General features: G+C 42.1%; 1 protein-coding gene. It reads right to left on the reverse strand.

Annotated elements, in window-relative coordinates:
• Nucleotides 1-420 precede the first annotated feature (420 nt).
• Entirely contained in the window at nt 421-24,036 is a 23,616-nt protein-coding gene (locus tag H6G41_RS25825) for a DUF4347 domain-containing protein (protein WP_190749985.1), read from the reverse strand.
• Between the last annotated feature and the right edge of the window lie 230 nt (nt 24,037-24,266).

Raw genomic sequence — 24,266 nt, forward strand, 5'->3', positions numbered from 1 at the left:
TCATAAAATCCATTTAACTATGCACTCCTGTCATATATAAGATTCTTAATATATGAATAATTAGAACTACGATAAAGTAAAGATATGGTTAAAAACTAGTTGTTGCGTGTTTAAAAATTTGTTTTTATATTTAAACCAATGAATATAAAAAAATAGTTAATAATCATAAATATTCAGTATTTATTAAGATATCTTTAAAAGAAATTATAAAATAATTGTGAAATTTGAAGAGGCTGTTCCCGGATTTCTCACATGTGAGAAATTCGGGAAAAGTGCTTTGCACTTTTAACAGATAATTTTAGGGGCACAAAATCTTGTGCCCCTGGCTTGGTAGTCTATTTAAATTTTGTCAGCCTTGTTGCTACCTCCAAAAAATAATACATTTTTGCTGCAATTGCTGCGGTGATGCGAGGAATGGTCTTAGGTTAAGGGAAGACCTGTAGCGCGATCGTCTTCTGGTGCACCTTGGGTGTCCTGTTGTGCATTGAACTTAATATTTTGAGGATCGCGTGGGGAACCATTTTCGCCTGAGGTAGTTAAACCAAGTTCACCATTTGGTTCAGTTAAAGTTTGGTCAGCACCGCTTGATTTACCCAAAGCAATCAGGAATTGCTGGATAGCGGGAGACGGCGATCGCACAACGGTAGGATTACCAAAGTTTTTAAATGGTACCCAGTAGCTATTGTATTCACCATTCCAATCAAACAAGCGATCGCCGCCTGTGTTAGCAATCAGTACATCTAATCCGCCACCACCAAAAGCAAAGTCGCGGTCAGCAAATGCTGGCGCATCAGGTTGATTGTTTAAACCACCAGCAGTATCAAGATTGTCATCGGCGTTGATGACATCATCACCCAAACCACCGAAGAGACGGTCATTTTGAGTGCCACTAACTAACCAATCATTGCCCCAATCGCCAAAGATGTTGTCTTTACCGTCGTTAATTTTGTTACCTGCCGCATCAACAGCATCAAAGTTGAGGAAGAAATTAGCAATTTTCGCCACTGGATTGTTGGCATCATAAGCAGCCAGTTTCCGGGTTACTGGATCGTAGCCTAGTGTATTGGTATTGGTGACAGGATTGCTGTTGTAGAAAGCAGCTTGTGCTTCTGCACCAGAAATACCATCTTCCCCTGCACCACCGTGGAGGAAATCATCACCCAGTCCACCGTAGATTGTGTCATTGCCACCTAAAGTCTCAGCCGCTAAATCAACTGTTTTATTTAAGCGACCAGTAATGTAAACCCAAGCACCTGTGAATTGTCCAGAAATGCTGATGTTGGTTTGGGCGTTGATGGTATTAACACCATAGAGAGTTTCGGTTAGTCCATTGCGGCTGGTAAAGATTTTGCCATCATCACCGAGGATACCGTCTTCTCCAGCACCGCCGTAAATGCGATCGCTTCCTGTACCACCGTAGATATCATCATCTTGACCTTCACCAAAGATGACATCATTGCCCGTCATACCGTGAATTACATCATCACCCGATTCACCGTGCAGTACATCAGCCGTACCGCGATCGCTAGTTGCACCTCCTTGAGTGTAATCCAGTAATTGTATCGCCCGGGGAATCAGCTTCAGGGAACCATAGAAGTCATAGCTGAAGGTGAGGAATTGACCGTTATTGCCAACTAAACGCACGATATTACCGTTATCACCAAGGATGTAATCTGCATCGCGGGCATGACCGTTGGCTGATTGATCGCCCAAATCATTGCGGGCAATATCAGTACCAGCACCACCAAAGATGGTATCAGCGTCATCAGGTCGCTGGGTTGGCGCAATCAAGCTAAACAGGTTAGAACTACCGCCGACAATATCATCTTGACCCAGGTTACCGAAGATTAAATCTTTACCTCCATTACCTTCGATGTAGTCGTCGCCATCAGTACCAACACCAGCGAAATCTTCTACAGAGGCGGTAGTTGTGTTCAGCGAAACAGCACCGTCACCTTGAATGGTATCGTCGCCCAGTTGACCAAAAATTACATCATGTTGTGCGCCACCTGCAATATTGTCATTACCAAAGGTGTTGGCGGCTGGGGTGTCGGAGTGATCAAACAGTGTAATTGTCCGTTCTTCAACACCTGTGGGGTTGATTTGTGAACTGCCGTTGACTTGGGCTGTACCATTAGCATCATAGATGACTTGACCGTTGAGTTGACGGATACGCGGACTGAGGGCATCACCACGGCGGAGAATTGAGGCGTTGTCACCTGCGATCGCATCGTTACCTGTGCCGCCATCTAGGGTGTCATTACCATCATTTCCGCCAGCTACATTGTGTCCGCCAATGATGTCATCATCACCTGCTTCACCGTAAATAGCGTCATTACCCTGTCCGCCGATGGCGATATCATTACCAGCCCCAGCAGAAATAGTATCGTTACCACTAAGCTGGTTATTATTAGCATCTGTGTTCGCCGTGTCGATGGAAGTAAAGGTGAATGGTTTAGTCAGTGTGGAGAGTGGTAGGAGATTGGCGTTAACATCACCTTCAACCACACCGTTATCACCAAATATCAGGTCATTGTCATCGCCTGCATTAATTTGGTCATTTCCAACACCACCGAAGACAAAGTCATTGCCAGCACCAGCGTTAATGGTATCGTTGCCACCATCTTTGATATTGGTTGTCTTAATGCGGTCTATATCGGCTGGGTTGTTATCGGTTTCAACGTAGCTGATGTAGCCGTTGTCACCGAGGACAATATCATTAGCTGTGCCTGTGGTAATGTTGTCGCTAGCAAAACCGCCGAGAACAATATCTTCACCACTGCCTGTGGTAATTGTGTCATTGCCACCGAGATTGCTATCAGTAGTTTCGATGCGATTGACATTCCCAGCAGGAATTGTTATTTTCCCACTGTCACCGATGACGATGTTATTACCATCACCAGCATCTACGGTGTCATTACCATTACCAACCAGGATGATATCTTGACCACTGCCTGTAGTTATTGTGTCATTACCACCACTGGCGGGATTAGCAGTTTCTACCTGAATGACATTGCCAGTATTCAGGATTCTCGATGTTCCTGTTGTTTGAGTAATAATACCGTAATCACTCAAAATAATGTTGTCGCCGCTACCGCCATCGATAGTGTCATTGCCGACTGTGAGGGCATCGCGGGAGGTGTTAACGCTGGTATTGACGTTTGGCACTGTTAATTCCCTGGTAGCGGTGTCAAGGTTGAAGCCAGCATCACCGTAGATTTGGTCAGCGCCGCCTTGTCCATTAATGTTGTCATTGCCGGAACCACCAGCAATTTGGTCACCTGCTTGACTACCTGTAATGCTGTCATTACCTGCACCACCGTAGATGCTGACATTCTTTTGGGAAGCTGAGGCGTTGATAATATCGTTACCTGGATTGCTGAAACTGCGTGCAAATCCTGGGTTGACTTGGTTTGCTGTGTCGGTGTAACGACTACCATCTTGAGTGGTATCGCCAAAGATTGCCAGTGGTGCATCCTTGCCTCTGGAATCGAGTCCACCGCGATCGCTCACAGTAATTGTGTCATCACCACCGCCACCGTGAATGGCTGTCATTGCACCGTCTGCTGTTTTCTCAACTGTGAATTGGTCATTACCTGTACCCAGCAGTACTTCTACAACCTCAAAGTTGTTGTAAGTAACTCCAGTTGCACCCATTCCCAACCCGGTGAGGGTATTTGCTGTCAAGTTGGCGGAAGTATTGGCAGTGCTGCCATCATTGAATGCAGTCACTACATCCAGGGTTTCATCTTCATTGACGAAGAAATTAGGTGACAGATTGTTGATAGCATATTCACTGTTAGCATCGGGTGTTCCCCAACTTGGGTCAGGTAGTGAGGGGTTTTGCAGCGTTAGTACAGTTTGCTCGTTGTTTTGAGTTACACCAATAATCCGCCAGAATCGGCGCAATCCATTACCTCGGCTGATTTCTAAAGTTTTGCCAATTAAGTCATTAAGGAGGCTGAGTACATCTGCTGTCGCCACAGTCATGGTGTTATTAGCGGCTGAGTAAGCAATTACCTTTCCTGTAGAAGCGAGTAAATTCGTTTCATTGGGAAGCAGTACAGGTTCAGCCAAAGAAGTTGACCCTTCGCCACCGTAGCCATCAATAATTAGTTGACCTTGGATACCATCAACTTTGTGAGAACCTTCTTGCGCTGGTAGTGAGTTAGTTCCCGCCGCGACTGTCGGCGCATCGCCACCCAAGCTGAAGCGATCGCTACCCAGTCCGCCAAATAGCTTGGTGACAACTCCTGTATTGGTAGATTGAACATAGAATTCGTCGTCACCTTCGGCACCGTCGATAATTACCGTCTCAATATTGCTGTAGTTAACCGTCCTTCCAGCCCCTGAGATAGCGTTAGCTGTCACCACAAATTTGTCAGCAAATTCTGTACCGATAACCTTCAGAGTATCATTGCCATCACCACCGTTGATGTTAACTGGGGCATTGACAATGTATTGAATGTTATCTACTCCCTGGCCAGCCGTTACATTATTATCGCTAGAACCTTCTTCCGCAAAGGCGCGAATCACAAACAGGTCATCATTATCGCCGCCATTGAGATTTAGTACTGCTTTGTTGCGGTAGACAGTAAATGTATCATTGCCTGCGTCACCATCCAGGGTAGTAGTAAAGCTGACACCGTTACTTAAGTAGCCGCGAGTTGTTTGAACTGTCTCAAATAAATCTTTGGCAGCGACTCCGGCAGCAGCATCTCGTTGCGACTTGAAGATTTGCCCGACTTGGAAGTTGTCGTTACCGCTACCACCACTGATCGTTGTTTCTGCCCAGTTATCATCCAAGGTGACGGTATCATCGCCATCCTGGGTGTTAACGTTGAGTTTTTCTAGTTTCAGGGTGTAATTGATTCGTTCCACATCAACAACTGGATCTCCGTGGAGTGCGGCGACAAAGGCAACACCATTTACTCTATCTTCCGCCGCCCGCAGGAGGAAATTATCTGCAACGCTTGTTCCGAAGACAGTCAATTTATCCTCAAGCGTATCAGCGCCAGTGTCGAAGACATTAATAATGTAGTCGGTATTACTACCTGTAATGTTGACTGTGTAATTATCGCTGCCTGCTTGACCATCCAGGGTAAGGTTGTTTCGGCTGCTCTGACCACGGCGGGTTTTATCTAGGGATGGCAGGCGATCTACAATGATTGTGTCGTTGCTGTTACCGCCAAGTACCGAGGTATTACCGACTAATTCTTGGAGACGCAGAGTAATTGAATCTGCATTAGCTTCACCTTGAATTAAGACGTTGGCAGCGATAATTTGACCATTCAAGCTAACAGTAGTTCCCACGGTGTCAGCATTGCCGTAATCACCAAGGATAGTAATATTTTGCTGGGCAGAAATCAGGCTATCGGCATTAGCCGTGATGTTATCGCCAACCTGTAGAGTGACAGAACCATTGGCGGCGGTAACTTGGGCAGTACCATCGAGGAGTAAGTCTTCACCTGTGGCGGCGGTGTCCTTAACAGTTAAACGAACATCACCTTGGGCAGCATCTACACTGTTAATATTCAGTCCGCCAACAATTTCCGTAATGTAGATGTTGTTGGTGGCTGTAGCTTTGAGTTTACCAGCCGTTGGTTTTGCGGAATCGATTTCTAAATCGTTGGTAACTTCGCCAATGCTGCCAGCTGTAGCAGCGAGAATGCTGTCAGCTGTAGCAGTGAGGTTGATGTTGACACCCTCAATGTTAACTGCGTCGCCGTTAGCATCCAGAATTGAGCCATTCTTAGCTAAGAGTGTGACATCTGCGGTTTGGGACTTGATCGAGTTAACTCGCAGATCGCCGTTGGTTTCAATTAAGTAAACTCCACCGTTGGCTGTAGCTGTAACAGTTCCCGGTGTAGCATTCGATGAATCAATATCAAAGGCGTTGGCAGCACTACCAATTGCACCACCAGCATTTAAGTTAATATTGACAGCAATAATTTCGCTATTGTCATCATTCAAGACATCAATAATTGATCCGTCGGCATTAATTGTGACTGTGCCCCTTGTGGCTGTAATTGGGTCAATCTTGGTATCCCCATCAACATCTAAGTTGACATCACCAGCAGTAGAGACAATATCGGCAACATTTAGAGAAGCAACACTATGTAAGAAGACATCGTTACCAACGGATGCGCTAAAGTTACCAGCTTTAATTTCTACATCAAGGAAGTTGCTGTTAGTACCAATATCTCCGCCTGCTTGCAGGTAAACATTACCCGTTGCTGGTGCAGTTACATTACCAGTGAAGATATTAACTACCGTGGCATTGGTATCATTAAAGGCATCGAAAATATCACTCTGCGCTCTCAGGTCTACAGAATTACCCGCAGACACCTTACCAACAGTCATATCCCCTTCTGCTACCTGAATAGAAACACTACCACCAGCAGTCACTCTCGATACATACAGGTCAGAAATTGTTTGAGATTGATTATTAATGGCGGCATCTGTAGCTACCTGTTGGATGTTAATATCACCCACAGCTTCGGCACTCAATCTACCAGATGAGGCAACTTGGATGCGTAAGGGGTTGGTTGTTGTGCTATTAATTGCTCCTTCAGATTTGAGAACCAAGTCACCAAAGCTAGTAATTGCCGCAGTGGAATCTGTATTCAGGTCAGTAATTGCTCCAGCTACTTGTAAACTGACATCGCCACCAGATTTAACATGATTGATTTGCAATGTCCCAGTAGCTTCCACAGCAACACCCTTACCAGCATCAATGGTAACTGCATCAGTAGCTTGTAAGTTGACATCATCTCGGAGTTGGACTGTTAAATGAGTGACGTTAAATCTATCTTCTACCAATTGACTAGTAAGCAAGGTCTTATTCTGGTTGCGGAAGTTACTTTCAAAGCGATTTTGGCTGGTATTTTGAACAAAGTTTTCGATTAATTCAAAAGTATTGTCAACTTGCCAATCAGGATTATTAGCATAGTTCACCGCTGATGGTTTCAGATTGACTGTACTAGAGCCGACATAGCGGTAAATAGTATTAGCATCTCGAACCAAGGTGACGTTAGAAATTACCTCAACAACCGTTTCATAGCTGCTATCAAAACGATTTTCATTGGCGTTTTGGCTGAAGGTAATATCTTGCCAATTACTATCGTTGGCGTAATCTATTCCCAAGAGATTAACACCTGTAGTAGTTGCACCTACATAGCGGTAAATAAAATTCCTATCTCTAACAACTGTGGTGTTAGGAATTACTTGTAAAGCTGTGCCGTTATCGTTAGTAGCGTGGCTTGTAGTTACCTTTTGCCACAAACTAGGTGTTTCATAGCTTTGATTAGCTAAATCAAGAGTTGCTGTAGAACCAATATATTTATAGAGTCCGTAGTCTTGATCGGCATACTGTACTAAAACAGTTTTGCCGTTACTAATTTGAACAGATTGGGGAGAAGTGCGTGTACTTTGGGTAATAAAGTCAGGTGTCAGTTTCTTCCATAAATTATTGTTGCTGAAGTTGCCTTGAGATACATCTACACCTGTGACGTTGCTACCAATGTATTCATAAATTTGGTAGGTAACGCCAGCTACATCTTCAGCAGTAGCGATGGAAAGTAATTGTTTCTGGCTATCTGTCAACTGTGCATAACCTTGAGTTAAATCGATGGTTACAGCACTAGAAATTTGTCCCAATTGACCATTATTACCACCAGCTACCAGTGTTACTTTATCAGCAATGATATTTGCTGTTTCTGGTGTGGAGGTGTTTTGTGTAAATCCTAAGAAGTTCGTATCAGGATACAAGAACTGGCGTAAACCTGGGGACATTAAATATTGGTAATTAGGACTGCTGGCTACTGTAGTGGTGGAGAATAGTTCATAAATTCCATCCAGAATTGAACCATTCACTGTTTCTAGCCGCACATCACCATTTTCTGATTCAATGGCTGCGTCTCCATCCCAAGATGTAGCTTCTACCAACTTTAAGTCGCCAGTTGTTTCGGTGATGTAAATGTTATCATCGGCTTTCGCAGCTAAACCGCCGGAATTAGCATTACTATCAACTCGAATTGTTTGCGATGTACTACCAATAGCACCATCTTCAGCAATTAGCTCAACTTTATTCCCCTTAATTAGAGAAGTGTTATCTTTAGCTGTAATTCCGTCAGCGGCGTTAATAGTGACATTACCGTTAGTGGAAGTAATGTTACCAACAACCAAACTATTACTATTGTTATCTTCAGAAACCACTGTTAATTCAATATTTCCATCGGCGGTAATATTAATTGGTGTTTGAGTTCCGCCTTGAATCTGTGCTTTGAAATCACCGCCAACTGTGATATTAGTTACAGCACCGAAAATTGCATTATTGTTGGCACTAGTAATTGAACCGTTGTCGGATTCTAGCTCAACTGTGCCATTATCAGGTGATTCAATATTACCCTGTAAATAAATATCACCTTCAGACTCAATGGATATATTCGGTGTATTTGTTCCTTGAATGAAGTCAATATCAATTGGGTTATCAGCTTTGAGCTTATGGGTATAAAAGTCTTTGAGTCCGGTAGTAGTTGTGGTTTTGGTGTGATAGGTTTTCTTCCTTAACCAACCACCGCCGGTTGTCCAATTTTCAACTACTCTAGTGTAGTTGATAAAATTGCTATCAAATTTATCTTCTGCTCGGTCGGTAATGCTGGTGGTGCTAGTAGTGCCAGTATCTTGCCATTTAGTTGTGTCTGCAAAGTTTTGATACAAGATGACGCTGGCATTATCACCTTTGTAGCGATATATCTTGTTACTAGCAATATCTCTAATCTGTGTGGTGTCTTTAACTAAGTTGACAGTATCGACAAAATTGCTGTCAAATTTATTGTTGGCTTGATTTGTAATACTGGTGGTGCTAGTAGTCTTAGTATCTTCCCATTTAGTGATATCTGCAAAATCTGTGTACAAAGGTATATCTGCATTATCACCTTTGTAGCGATATATCTTGTTAGTGGCAATATCTCTGACTAGTGAGATGTCTTTAATTAAGTCTACGGTGTTATCAGTTTTTTGTTCGTAACTGATAGTGTAAAGGATGTCTGAGTCAAACTTGTTGTTTGCTGGATCTGTAATGCTGGCGGTGCTAGTAGTGTTAGTATCTTGCCATTTAGTAGTATCAGCAAAGTTTTGGGTAGACAGTAATACGTTGCTGGCATTATCGCCTATGTAGCGGTATATCTTGTTATTAGCAATATTCCTCACTTGGGAGGTATCTTTAATTAAGTTGACCAGGTTGTTGCTGGTTAGAGATTCTGACTCAAGTAAGGGTTGATCGTCACGGAAAGTGGTTTCTGTTGTATCTGGTGGGATGCCATCAGCCGATAGGTCATCCCAATCAAAACCAAGGAGGTTAAAGCTATTTTGCTCGTATTTGTTGATGACAACTCTGGTTTTCTCTTGTCCTTCTGTCCAGGTGTATTGTAACCCTGGTGTGGGTTTATACTTAATATCATCGCTAAAGGTATGGGAAATTGTCGAACCTACAGGGGTATAGTTAATGGTGGAAATATTACCGTTAGCGGCAGGAACTAATGTTCCTGTGTAGGTTGTTTCTTGAATGTTATTACCATTGACTTTGTACTCTACTTTTTTCGGGTTAGTTTTATTGTAGGTGTCAACGATCGTAATTGTTCCTTCTCTATTGGTAGAGTTATCTATGCGATTGACAATGAGTTTGTAATTACTTTGGTTATTAATGTCTACATTGGCATAACCATTAGCAACTTTCAGTTTACCGTTACCTGTGCTGAAAATTTGTCCTGCTAAAGTAATTTTGCCACCTTGGGGAACAATATCTTCAACCACGATCGCGTTTTCTGCGGCATCAAAGTAACCATTGACAGGTACATTCTCTGTTCCGAAGCTAATACCTGCTAGCACATTGCCATCATCATCAACAAAGCTTTGGGTGTTTGTACCAGGGTTAAAGTTAGCAGCGATATTCAGTGACACGGTGCTGACACCACTTTGAATTAAGCCGTTAACGTTGAGATAGCGTGCGGTAACGGAAATTGCGCCTTGAGCTAAAATTGATGATTCGTTGCGGTTGATGGCTGCATTCAGGTTTTGTCCGCCAACATTGGTTGTATTGCTGTAATTTTCGGAGTCTAGATTGCCAGCAGTGTTAAATACTGCGCTTCTCGCACCATCATAATCAATGTACTGGCGGGGATCTTGATTGGTGTGGAACCAGTCTTCGCTGTTGAGGTTAAAGTCTCTAGCTGCCTGAATGGTGACGTTTTCGGCTCTAATTTCCCCAGAAACGTTAATACTGCCTTCTTTGTTATTAATGTACAAATCACCAGCTTCATTGACTACATCGCCGATGATGTACATATCTTGATCGATGGATGGTAAAACGATTGTGCCTGTATCGTAAGCACTATCAGCAAAGGAATCTTGAATAATGCTGATAATTTTGCGTTCTACGATATATTTATTTGTCCCCACGACAAAGGTACTGGCATTTATGGTGGTAGCTTCCCAATTATTATCTGTGTCGTAACTAATTTCTGAGAGAGCTAATTGTGTGGTTTCAGTTCCCTTATAGCGGTAGACTGTATCACCATATTTCACCTCTGTAACATTGGGTGTAACACTAACGCTTGCACCACCCGCAAGTACGTTGTTAACGTAAACATTTCCTGGTTGCAGAACGGTGTACTTACCATCGACTACGGTGACTCGTTTGTTATCGCGGATAATTGTGTCATTAACGTTGATGGCAAAGGGAGACTGGTTGAGGATGTCAATTTCTGCGCCTGCTTTGGCTTTGAGTGCGCTACCGACTAAGCTAGTGAAATTGCTAGCTGTCATGCTGTCGGCTTCGATAAAGATACCACCGGGAGCAGCGTAAATATTTGGCAGGTTAACAGAGATAATATCTAATTCTTTCTTGACAGCCTTGACATTTTGCCCATTCACCTGAATTGTCTCGAACAGACCTAATTCTTGGAGTGTGGCTTCTACTTCTGCCAACTGTACTTGATAACGAGCGATCGCTTCCCCATTACCTGCATGATTGTCTATCCAAGCCAGGATTTTCTCTCTTTGCTCTAATAACAGGTTGCCAGCATTGGCATAGGACAAGCTAATTTTATCTAGGTCTTTGGGTTTAATCGCGTAGAATTTATCTTTGAGTTGATCTTTTAAGGTAATCGTGACATCACTGCGATAAATGGCTAGTTCTGCTTGCTGCTCTGCGGTGAGAGTTGCCCCCAAACTCGTCCATCTGGCAGTATTAGAAAAGTCTTCATCTTGGAGAACAATGTCATCGGCTGCCCCAGTCGTTGGGAGTTTATATTGATAGTAATGACCGACGGTGCCACCTTTATTGGCATTGGCGATCGCTTGTACAACCGTACCTGTGGAAATGCTAAAGACAATTTTATCCAAATCTAAACGGCTGTACTCATAAGCTGCATCTGCTGGTAATCCTAGAGCGATTTTCTCAGCTTCAGTTAGTAGTGTTCCTAGTTTAGAATCAGGTAATTGTTCTACTAAAGTACCACTGCTATTTCTCAAGTCTAGGGGTTTAATGTGAACTAATGCCTTGTTATTAATCCCGGCTTCAATGCTAGTAGTCGTATCAATGTTAACTTGACTGATGCTATTATCAGTTGCCTTAATAGTCGGTCTGGAAGCATCAGGAGTAAGTGGGAAACCGTAGGGAGGAATCGCTAAATTCACCACTAATCCATCGGTTCTGGCTCTTTGACCAGAACCTGCACCAACACCTTTTTTCGCAACTAGGTTAACATCTTCCAAGGCGAGAAGCTGAGTTGTGCCTGTAATATCTACCTTGTTAGTTTCGTTAATGGTTGCATTTAAGACCGGAATACTAATACCAAAGCCAAGACTTGCGGTGGTAATTTCGGCATTAGCGAAACTGTCTATGAGGTTGGAAATTGCAAAGCTATCGCGTCCCGCATAAAGACGAATATCACTAGCTTTAATTATTGAATCATCAACTTTGATTTGATTGCTTGCATTAGTAGTGGTTTTGGCATCTCCAGCATTAACGGCTGCGGAAACAGGTGTTCCTCCTGCTAAGATCAACAGATTTGCACTAGGATTCAGGCTGGAATCAGTACGAGAAGTAAGGTAAACATCCCCGGTTTTATTTTCTAAAGTCGCTCCATCTAAATTCACCCCAGCTTTAGTATTGGCATCTATTCTCGATAAACCCACACCCATTACATATAAACCAGCACTTTCCACTATGACTAAATCATAGGCGGTAACTTCATTCAGGGTTTCAATTCGCAGAGTACCTGGATTAGCATTTGTACCATTAACGGTAATATTAGTGCTGTTGCCAATATTGACTAAAGCCTCAAAGGGATTAGTGGATGTACCGATATCTGTGCCACTTTCCAGAACTGTCAGCACTCCTCCACCAGCCGAGCCTGATTTCAGGTTGGCTGAATTGACTAGTCCGATGGGGCCGAGTTGTTGATTTTGAGCATTAACAAATTTATCTTTGTTCAGTCGGTTGATGGCGTTGATGATGACGGTATCAGCAGTGACGCTACTGTTAGTACCAATATCGACATTGGCTTTAGAAGTAATTTCATTATCTACACCTGCACCGTTACCAACTCCTGCACCGAAGCTAAAACTGTCGGCGGCGGAATCAACATCTTGGGTATGTTTGGAGAGAATGGAGAGATTTTGAACTGTAATTTTGGTATTGTCGCCAATTTGACCAATGGTGGCATAATCACTGTTGAGGGTAGATTTTGCTCCTCCGGCTGCTACTAAACCTGCACCGGCGGCGACGCTTTCGGCTAACAAGTCATCGGTGCTGGTGGCGGTAATTTTCAAGTTTTTGGCTGTTACTTGTGTACCGTCTCCCAGGATTGCTTCTAATTCGTTGACATCATTTCCTTTACCCAAGTTGACGTGGGAAACCATCGCTGTCACAGCTAATCCACCTCCTGCACCGCCATTTGCAGAACTTCTGGCGCGGTTGTTAGCTGTTGACTTGATTTCTACATCACCAGTTGATGCCAGTTTTGTACCTTCAACAAAAGCTTTGACTGCTGTTTGAATATTGGCTTCGGATTCGTTTCCGGCTATACCGACAGTTGCAGCAGAAACACCTGCAGTTAAGGTTTTATCAATGTTGGCAATGGAATCTGCGTGGACTGTGGTGTTAACTGAGTTGATGATCGTTGTCAGTGGTGTAGCTGGGTTTGTTGGTTGCCAAGCTGTAGCATTATCATTATCAACCCAAGCTTGAATTGTGCTGTTAATTTTGTTTTCAACTATCGCCACGCCTAAAGCAGCACTGATCAGGGATACAGCAACGGTAATGACAGTAGCATCACTCGAAAGGAAAGCGTCTTCGCTAGCTAGAACATTAACATTTCCCTTGGTGGCATTGACAGTCACAGGGCCAGTAATGTGAGCATCAACATTATTATTAATTGTGTTGTATAAACCAACGCCACCACCACTGAAGGCAAAGCCACTTAAACTAGTGTCTACAGCAATTGAAGCGGTGACTGCGGTAACATTACTAATACGGGCGCGAGCAACATCAGCGGAGATTAATACGTTGCCTGTGGTAGCTTGGATAGTTTTCGTGGTGTCACTCTTAACGTAAGCTTGGACGTTATTTTCAATCTTGTTGACTACGTTAGATGCAGCAACAGATACCGCTCCTCCGGTACCAATGACAGCAGAGATAGCTGCACCAACTGTATGAGCTTTAGTAACTTGGCTATCGGATGTAGCTTTAACTTCTAAATCAACTCCAGCAGTGGCTTGCGTATTTTCGAGGTAAGCATGGACTTTGCTAGCCATTTTACTGGTTGATTCTGCTCCCGCACCAGATCCGGCTAAACCAATGCCTACGGCGATCGCTACTGAAGCAGCAAAGGATACTGTTTCAATGGTGTCTGTGTTAGTGGCATAAACTTTGATATCCCCGGTAGAAGTAGCAGTGGAATCTTTGATGTATGCTAAAACTTCGTTGCCGTAACCTGAGTCATCGGTAATTGAGTCATAGCCAATCAGGTTTCTAGCTAGGGAAACGCCAATAGTACCGGCTGCGGCGAATAATCCACCTGAACCAGCAACGCCAACTGCTCCTGCTAATGCAGAGATTTGAGAGGTACTTTGAGCATCAAGCTTGATATCTTTATCGTTTCCGCCTTTGGTTTCGATAGTACTGCCATCAACGTAAGCCTTGACGCTGTTGTTGACAATATTCGTTGATTCTGCTCCGACTCCACTTAGTGCCAATGATGCTGAGAATATGTCGAGGGATATGGCTAAACTGACAGATACAGCTACAGCATTAGAAGTAATCGTGGATCTTTCAATGGCTTCTACTGTCAGCGAGCCATTTCTGGCTTCGACTTTATTGTTGGCATTTTGGATGTAAGCCTGGACTTCATTGTTAATGTTGTTACGAGCTATACTTAGACCAATGGATGCTGCCACTGAGGAAGTACCGGACAAGGATAAGCCGACGGATGCTGCTCCGACTCTGGCTGTATTAATAGTGGTATCGTCAGCTTTGACGGCGATGCTATTCGCAAAAATACCTGTTGCGCCATCTCCGTCAATAAATGCTTTCACCTTAGCAGCAACTTTGTTTTCAGCGACCGCACCCGCACCTACAAGGCTCACAGCCAGTTCTGAACTCGCAGCGATCGCTAATGCACCCGCTCCCACATCGGCGGTAATGGTATCTGTGGCGGTAGCTGTTAGGCTTAATGCGCCTCTAGCGTTGATACTGGAATCTTGAATATATGCTCTAACTTGAGCAGCATCAGCTTTCTTATTGCCATTGGCTTCATAACCAATGTAGTTTCTCGCTAAAGAACCACCAATCGCGGCGGCTACTCCTGCGCCACTTGCACCTCCAGCTCCACTACCAGCGATCGCTACAACATCAGCATCAATTGCGTTGTCGGAGGTGGTAGTTAATTTCAAGTCACCGACGTTATTAATGGTACTGTCTTTGATGTAGGCGTTGGTATTGCTGAGAATAACGTTGGTTGCTCCTGCTCCCCCACCACTGAAACCAGCACCGACACTCTGCCCAACCGCGATCGCAATCGATACAGCTACGCTCTTGGCGGTAATCGTAGCATCGGAGTCAGCCGTAATTTCTAAGTTATTGCTAGTGGATGAAGCTTTGGCGTTGTCAATGTAAGCAGAAACTTGATTATTAATCGTGTTATTGGCTATTGCTACACCAATGGCGATCGCAACTGAATTACTACCACCAGCCGTAAAAGCTAAAGAGCCACCACCAGCATCTGAAATGATTTTCGAGGTATCTTTAGCTAAGATTGATACTTTTTCTTTAGCTGTAACTACGGCATTATCTCTAATTGCGGCTTCAATGGTGTTGTTAATTTCGTTATCCCCAGAAGCACCAGATCCAGCTAGGGCAACACCTGTACCCCCAGTACTTACAGATGCAGCTATCGAGCCTCCCAAGACAAAGTTATCAATAGTGGAGGTAGTGGTAGCAGATACGGTAACGCCTCCATTAGCAGAATCAACCTTAGTATTTGCGTCTTCGATGAAAGCTTGAATCGTGTTATCAATGTCATTTACTGCCACAGATGCGCCAATTGTGCCAGCGACACCTGTGGTAGAACTGCGGGTAAGGGCGATCGCTACGCCACCGCCATCGGCTTTAATCTTGGATGTATCGGTAGCTGTGACAAAAATATCACCGTTAGCATCCACATCAGCAGCGTTACGAATGCTCGCTAGGATGGTATTTTTGATTTTGTTGTAGGAACTAGCCCCTGCACCTGATAAACTCACTGAGGTTGTGCCATCACTGGCTGCGATCGCTCCCGCAATTGATAAGGCTTCAATATTATTACCGCCAGCAGCTTCTTCTGATTTAGCAGTAATACTTACGTTGCCTGTAGAAGAATTAACAGCCGATTTATCAACATAAGCCTGAATTCCGTTCTCAATATCATTGGTGGAAATGGAAGCACCAACGGTAATTGAACCACTAGTACTAGTTGAGCCTAAACTTACCCCAATCGAAACACCACCAGCATCGGCTTTGATTTTCGATTGATCCTTGGCTTCGAGAGTAATATCGCCTACGCCACTGACATTAGACAAATTCGCAATCGTGGCTTCAACTGTATTTTTAATCTTGTTACCAGATCCAGCCCCAGCCCCGGCAAAAGTTCCGCTTAAGTTGGTGGTACTACTAGCAACGGAAACTGCACCACCCATGCTCAAAGCTTTGATATCTGCGGTAGAGTTAGCTGAGATGGTGATAGCTCCTGCCGCAACAATTCTTGAGTTATCTACATAGCTCTTAATGTTGTTTTCGATATCATTGACAGATGCGGAAGCCCCCACAGAGACAGAAGTAGCACTGTTTGCTAAAGCTTTAGACCAAGCTAAACCAAATCCACCTGCATCAGCTTCAACAGTGGAAGTATCTGTAGCAGTGATTTTAACTAATTTAGGATTGGTCTTAGTATTGACAACGCTGTTATTAGCAACAAAGGCATGAACTTTATTTTTGACTGTGTTTCCTGAACCTGCCCCCGCACCTGCAATACTTAAACCACCACCTGTTGGTACTGTTGATGTAGTACTAGAAACACTGCCACCAATAGTTAAGGCAAATATCTTGGCATTAGATATGGCTTCAACAATTACATCACCCGATGTAGTTGTATTGTTGTTCACAGTAGCGTCATCTACGTAAGCCCGAATAGTATTATCTATTTCATTCGTCGCCACTGCCACACCCACACTCACCGAAGTACTGCCAGTAGGTGGTTGAGTTAATACTGTGGTTCCTATACTATCGGAAATAGCTATGCCAAAAGCCCCACCAATAGCATAGATATTAGAGTTATCATCGGCGGTAACTTTGAGATTGCCTGTAGCGTCAACAGTGGTATTTTGTAAAAATGCCTCTGTAGTATTATCTACAACGTTCTGAGAAACTGCCCCCGCCACATCAATGGCTGTACCACCAGTAGTACTTGAACTCTTAGAACCAGCTAAACCCACTGAACCAGAAATAATTAAGACATCATTTTCCGAAGAAACAGTGATGTTAGCACCCGTTACACTATTGGGATTGAGAATAAAGGCTTTAGTGGTATTTCTGACTTCGTTGCGGCTATAAGAGCCAAATATCCCAATGTTAGGCGATTTTTGACTGTTACCGCCAACGGCGAACCCTCCAGAAAATGCTCCGGAGAAGGTATCGTTGATGGCTTTAATGTTGATGTCTCCACTACTGGTAAAGTTGCCACTATCGTTAATGTAGGCTTGGGCATTATCACGGATGTAGTTGAGAGCAATGTTACCGGAAACTGTGACACCGAATTGACTTGTGGTTGCTCCTGGTGCTGAGTTTTTAGCTACACCTGGTGCGGGTTCGGTAGCAACTGCTCCTGCTAGGGAGAATAACCACAAATCTCCTGTATTTTTAGCTTGTAAATCTATGCTAGTAACATTAATTGCAGATGCACCCAAGTTTTGACTGCTATTATCTTGGTCTTTACCAACGATCGCTTTGGTGTTGCGTTCAATGTCATGGTAAGCAACAGCTATACCTGCGCCGAAGCTATTGGTGCGTTGGATTGAACCAACGATACTGTAGCGATTATTTATACTTTCGGCATTTACGGTAATGGCTCCACCAGTAATAGTTACTCCTGTACCTATTTGAGCAATGGTGTTACTAACTTGGGTTAATCCTGTACCGCTACCAGTAAAGCCATAGGATTCAGCATCACCGCCACCCTGGGCAAATTCCAGCCAGAAAATATCTTCTTTGGCTTTAACTTCTAAGCCATCACCTAACGATCCTGTGTGAATTCTGGCAGCATCACGAATTGTCGCTGTGGTGGTGTTGGTAATATCTTGATAGAGAATAGAAGCACCAACTCCACTCTTGGCAACGTTACCAAAGAAGTTGACTGCTTCTGTAATATCGTTTTTATACTTGACTCGGAAAAGGGGATCTAGTGCTAAGTCGAGGTGAATAATCCCCACTGCATCCAGCACAGTCATTTTGGTGATAGCATCTACTAGCACTGATTGGGTATCTGTCCAGTAAGATTGTGTCTGGTTTATCTTCGCGCCGCTACCAACGATCGCTTCTGAGGTATTTTTATAAATGCCAACATCAGCTGCGATCGCAACACCCCAAGATCCACCTTTGATAAACTGGGTTTTACCGTTACTTCTACCTGCATCATCTTTTCCTAACTCAACGCCACCTTTGTTTTTCGTCGTGACGAAGCTATTGAGGATGCGTTTGGGGAAACCTAAACTGCCATCTAGTAAAACATCTTTGACTAATAGTGCTAGGTTACCTGTAGCGTCTACGGGTTTGTCTTTGAAGTTAAAGTCTTTTTTGTAATCCCAAAGGAAGGGATACTCTAGTTTAGAAGTAATGATAATTTTACCTTTAGCATCAATTCCGGCATCTATGCCATTGGCATAAACATTAGTTCTGACTGTATTAGTGTAGACTCCTACACCGATTCCTATTGCTAAGGCATTGGCTTCGGTAGTTTTGTCTACTCCATCTTTTGTGACTGTATTCTTGTATTCTTCCTTACTAGTTGCGGCTTCTACTAAGACTTGTAACTTTTGCTTGATTGTTGAAGTGATGGCAATATCTTTATCAGATTTCAGGTTGGCGTTAGTCCCGATATTAGTAGTAACGTTGTGATCGAAGATGTTGACAGAAACGCTGAAACCAACTGACCAGCCTTTGTTGCTATCCATTGCTTGATAAGGACTATTTTCTTTAATAGCCTTACCGTTGGCATCATTTTTGTTAGTGGTGACTTCTTTACCTTTAATGATGTCTTTACCTGTTCCTGGATTGGCAAAAGCTGTAGAAGCTGCTGTAGAGAGTAAAGCAGGATTAGCTAATAAATCTCTCCATTTGGGACTTGAACCGGTAGATCCTTTGGAAACTGCGTTATCTTTAGCAGATAGATTAGAAGCGATCGCAATTCCACTAGTCGCACCTGGAGTCCTAAAGCTTTGATTACCCGTCGCACCTGTCGTATCGAGATTAATTGGTGAAGAATCTAGTGCGGCTACATAATCTTCTGCCAATTGAATCGTATTCGCATCTATGACAATGGCGTTATAAGTTTCTCCATTGCTTAATCCCCTAATTTCCGTATCGCTACCAATTACACTTCTTGAAGTTCTCAAGTTATGCAGTCTACCAGTTCCTTTTGATGTTAAATCAACGATGGTGCTGGGACTATTAGGATCGATTAATTGGATGGTATTTTCATCTACTACCTTGACTTGATATTGTTTGCTATCGGTAAGTCCACCAATTACCGTACTAGCTTCACCTAAATAACCAATTTGATAGGTAACAACATCGCCATCTTCCAAGCTGTGCGATTCAATGGTAATGGTATTAGCATTCAAATCTACAGCGACTTTACGCAGTGTACCGCCTCCCGTTGATGTCAAATCAACAACCTCAAATTGATCGCGATCGATTAATTCAAATGTATTAGCATCTATTACCCTGACTTGATATTTTTGATTAGCAGTTAAACCACCAATTACAGGATCAGTTCCGGGTAAGTAAGTGACAATATCATTGGTTGTGAAACCATGATTAGCAATGGTAATTGTGTCTGGTACAGTAACAGCATCATTTAAGGCAACTGTTAATTCTTTTTTGCTGAGTGTGCCGTTTCCTGCTGAGGTGATATTGACAAATTTTCGGGTGGATTGATCTATTAACTGAATGGTATTATCATCTAAAACTTTAACTAGATATTGGCTATCATTTGTCAATCCTCCAATATTGGTATTACCACTGGTGTAGGTAACAATATCTCCAGTTTTAAAACCATGAGCGCTAATGCTAATTTTCGCTAAAGCAACATTGTCAATTGTTATATTTAGCTTTGTTGTTCCTTTAGTTAATGAACCATTACCAACGGCAGTTAAATCTTTGACTGCAGAGGTAGTAGCATCTAGTAATTTAATGGTATTAGCATCAACTACCTGAACCTTATATTGGGTTTTATCTGTTAAACTCCCAATAATCGTACTACCTTTGGTGTAAGTAACAATATCTCCGTTACTCAAACCATGATTAGCAATAGTAATGGTATCTAAGACATTTACTCCACTACTAGCTATATTCTTAGTAGAAACAACTAATCCTTTGTTTAATGTGCCATTTCCAGTAGAGGTTAAATCTATAACGGCAGATGTTGAATTGTTCAGTAATTTAATAGTGTCAGCATCAATTACTTGAACTTTATATTGGGTGTTATTTGTTAATCCCCCAATTGTTTGAGTGCCACTGAGATAAGTAACAACATCATTATTAGCTAAACCATGATTTGTGATAGTCAGCGTGTCTGGTACGCTGATGGCATTAGCTAAACTTAAGTTTGTTTCTGTGCTGGGATCGAAAGAAATGTTAACAGGTAAGAACTGAGTAGTGGTAACATGAGGGTCAACTTCATATAGTAATGATTGACCTACTGTTAAACCATGATTGGCAATGGTGAAAGTATTTTTATCTTTGTTAATTGTGCTAGTTTTTGGATCGAATTGGATCGGACTTTCCATGTAGGTAAAGGACTGAAGCGATCCTGTGGCGCTTTTATCCAAATTTATCGCAATTCCATCTTCTGTATCTTGATAGGTATTCGCTAATTTAATGGTGTTTGCATCGACAACAATGACAAAGTAACCTCTATCTTTCAGTCCACCGATTTCTTTACCACCTGCAACTTCTGAATAATTGACTATTTGACCTGTATAGAATTTATGGTTGGTAACTGTGATTTTATCGTCATCTTGGGCGTAAGTGAAGGAATGAGCAGTTCCAGTCGCACCTGTTGTCAAATCAATTGCAGTGGGAGTGCTAGATGTGGCTTGTTGATAATTTTCTGCTAATTTTATGGTGTCTTTATCTACAACTATGGCGAAATAACCTCTATTATTTGTTAATCCACCAATTGCTGTTTCTGTTCCGCTAGAGTATTTAACTATTTGACCATTAACTAAGCCATGATTTGCAATGGTAATAGTATTATTGGGGTTGGCAACATCAATGTCTGTAGTCGGATTAAAGGATTTTGTGGTTGAGGTTTGCTGATAATAATTAAAGGTATGAGCAGTTCCGGAACCAGTTCCGGTAAAATCTATTTTTTGTCCTAAAGCTGCGGCTTCTGGAGTTGTTGCTAGTTGGAAATTGTAATCATCAACAACAATTACATAATACTGATTTCCCGAAGTTAATTGATTAAGTGCTGTACCACTACCACTACTATAAACAACAGCCTGTCCTGTGCTAAAACCATGTTTTTTCTCTGTTATACCGTCACTTTCAAAAAGTTTAATATAGTCGGTATTAGTATTAATGGAGTTAGCAGCATTGAAAGTTACTGTGTCTCTGCTATCATTTTGTTGATTTTTCTGTGTTTGTACATAGTAGTTAAAGAGATGATTTGCTCCTGAACCACTACCAGCAAAATCAATGGCGTTCCCAAAGGCTGCTGCATCTAAGGTATATGCTAATTGAATGGTATTAGCATCAATAACGATCGCATAATATTCATTACCTGCTACGAGTTCGTCTGGTTCTTCTCCACCACCATCACCACCATAAACCAATTTTTGCCCAGTGGTTAAACCGTGATTGGGAATCGTAATGCGATCGCTATTAAAATTAATTGCTGTAACTGGATCAAATGTGAATCCATTCAGGGGACTGAAGCTGTGTTTAACACCTGTTTTAACGTTGGAGTTATCAATATCGATAGCATCACTACTCTTAGTCAGCTTGATGTGGTTTTGATCTACAACTAATACGTTGTAAGTTTCTCCATTAACTAAACCACCTTTGACATTACCAACATCTACCCCACCAATACTAAAACCGCCACCGTTGTCATAAACAACTTTATCTCCAGTGTTATAACCATGATTGGGAATTTCAATGGTGTCATTAGCACTGTTGACTTTTGACAAATCAATTGTTTTACCAACAGATGTTCCACTAGCTATAATTCTACCGTTAGCCGTCGCTTCAATATCTGTATCATCGAAGTTAACACCAATACCTACACCAGCACTACCATCTATGAAGATTGAGGTTTGTGCTTTACCTTCGCTGTTAACTGTACCATCGGCTTTAATGCTAACGTTCCCACCGGGAGTATTAATTATCGTTCCTTCGTCAACAACTGCTTTGGAAATTGTGCGTGTATTTGCTACGGCGACGGAAAAACCTTTTTCTTTACCACTAGCTTTGGTTTGAGCATCAGTTAAATCTGCTCCTTGAGCAATGTTAGCAGTTTGATTTAAATTACCATATACCTGCGCCAAAACCTTAGCTGTTGTAGATGTATTAGAAGAAATAGTTACATTTCCCCCAGCATCAATGGTAGTATTGCCTTGAATTAAGGTTTGAGCATCACCTTTTGCTTGTCCATAAGCTGCGGCAAATCTTGATAGTAATGTATCTTTACCTGTGCCGGCTAAACTAATAGCTTTAGCACTACTATCAACTGTTGCTGTGCTGGTAATTTCTACTTTTCCAGTAGCATCAATATCCGCATTATTAACTGTAATTCCAGCTTTAGAACCTCTGACTTCTACTGTTGCAGGAATGAGAAGATTACCAATGGCATAAGCCGCAGCATTGGTAGCAGGTTCAATGAACATTTTCTGTACAAATTCTGAACCTGGATACTCTTCACTGAAGGGGTTATAATCTTGGGCATTGCCTGTAACTGTGACGTTAGCACCTTTGATGGTTGCCCCATCTAAATTAATATCTACTTTTTTGTCAGAAAAGCCAAATATTAAAGTTACTCCAGCTAATCTTTGTTCTATATCTTCCCCGGTTATGGTGACATCACCTGCGGTATATGAACCTGTGCTATTGGATAATAATGTACCGTTGACTTTAATTTCAGGACTGGCATTTACTAAACCCGCTATACCACTTAATAAGAAAATACCAGGAAAATCTTTAGCGTTGGCAGAAGATTTTAAGCTAATAGTACCAGAATTACCAGTAGACGCATCTGTTAACCAATTAGGTGTTGTTACAGTTTCATTAATTAAACGAGTAGTAACTACCCCAGTTCCTAAAATCTCGATTTTTGGTGCATTAATGGTTAAATTTTGAAAACCACCACCACCAATAAAACCGCCAATGGTAACTTTATCTGTGGAATTAATAGTTAAGTTATCGCGGATAGTATCTCCGTCTCCAGAAATTTTAAAACCATCATCTATTGTGAAATTACCAACTACATCAATAGTGACATCGCCTGTAAGGGTGACATTACCTGTAACGCTAACATCATCACTATTTTTGACTGGCCCTGCTGCAACTATACTACCAAATTCTTTTGTGCCACTAATATTACCTGATAGTGAAGCAAATACTGCGCCATAACTAGTAAGTATATTGTGAGAAAAAGCTACATTAGCTTCAATTGCACCAGTTTTAGTTTCAAAATTCCAGTCTCCACTTTCTTGTTGACTACCTGTCAAATCATTAGATGCAGCAATATCAGCTTTTGTAATCTCAGCCAAATGCTTGACTAAATTTACACCTTCTTCTGAAGCTGTCAGGTTACACCCATAAAAGAGGATATCCCCATCTTCACTTAAGGAATTACCCCATGCTGCTATATTACTTTCGTAATTAGTTAATGTCTGAGAGTTCAAATCAGTAGAACCTAACTGCAAGTTACTATCACTAGCGTGAGTAACAATATGAATTGCCGATAGATTTTGATGTTGTGCTAAAACTTGACTTATTTGGAATACCCCATTCTGCGACAAGTCTAATTTAACTACTTCTATATTAGAATATGTCGCATCTACCAACGTCTGATAATCAGGAATATCAGGAGAAATGAACAGAATTTCTCGCGGATTTGAACCTGCTAAATAACTCTCATTTTGTAGAGAGTCTAACAAGGTAGAATTTTTCTCTAAATAATTATTTGAGGATGGATTAAAGTTGCTCTCTTGCATAAACTCTACCTTGTGGTTTTGGTTGTGTTTACTTAATTCTTCAAAAGCTAACTGGAAAAGTGCTAAAAGATACCCTGGTTATAATTTAATAATTACTCCTTAGAGTATTTACTTAAATAATTGGGAAAACCCCTAAATTCTCTGACTGAGAAAAGGGGTATTTTTATGATTTATAGCCTGTTAGTGCTATATGATTGCTGTTTATAAATAACTAGCGATCGCTCAAGCTC

It is taken from the genome of Tolypothrix sp. FACHB-123, assembly GCF_014697075.1.
Taxonomy (GTDB): domain Bacteria; phylum Cyanobacteriota; class Cyanobacteriia; order Cyanobacteriales; family Nostocaceae; genus Aulosira.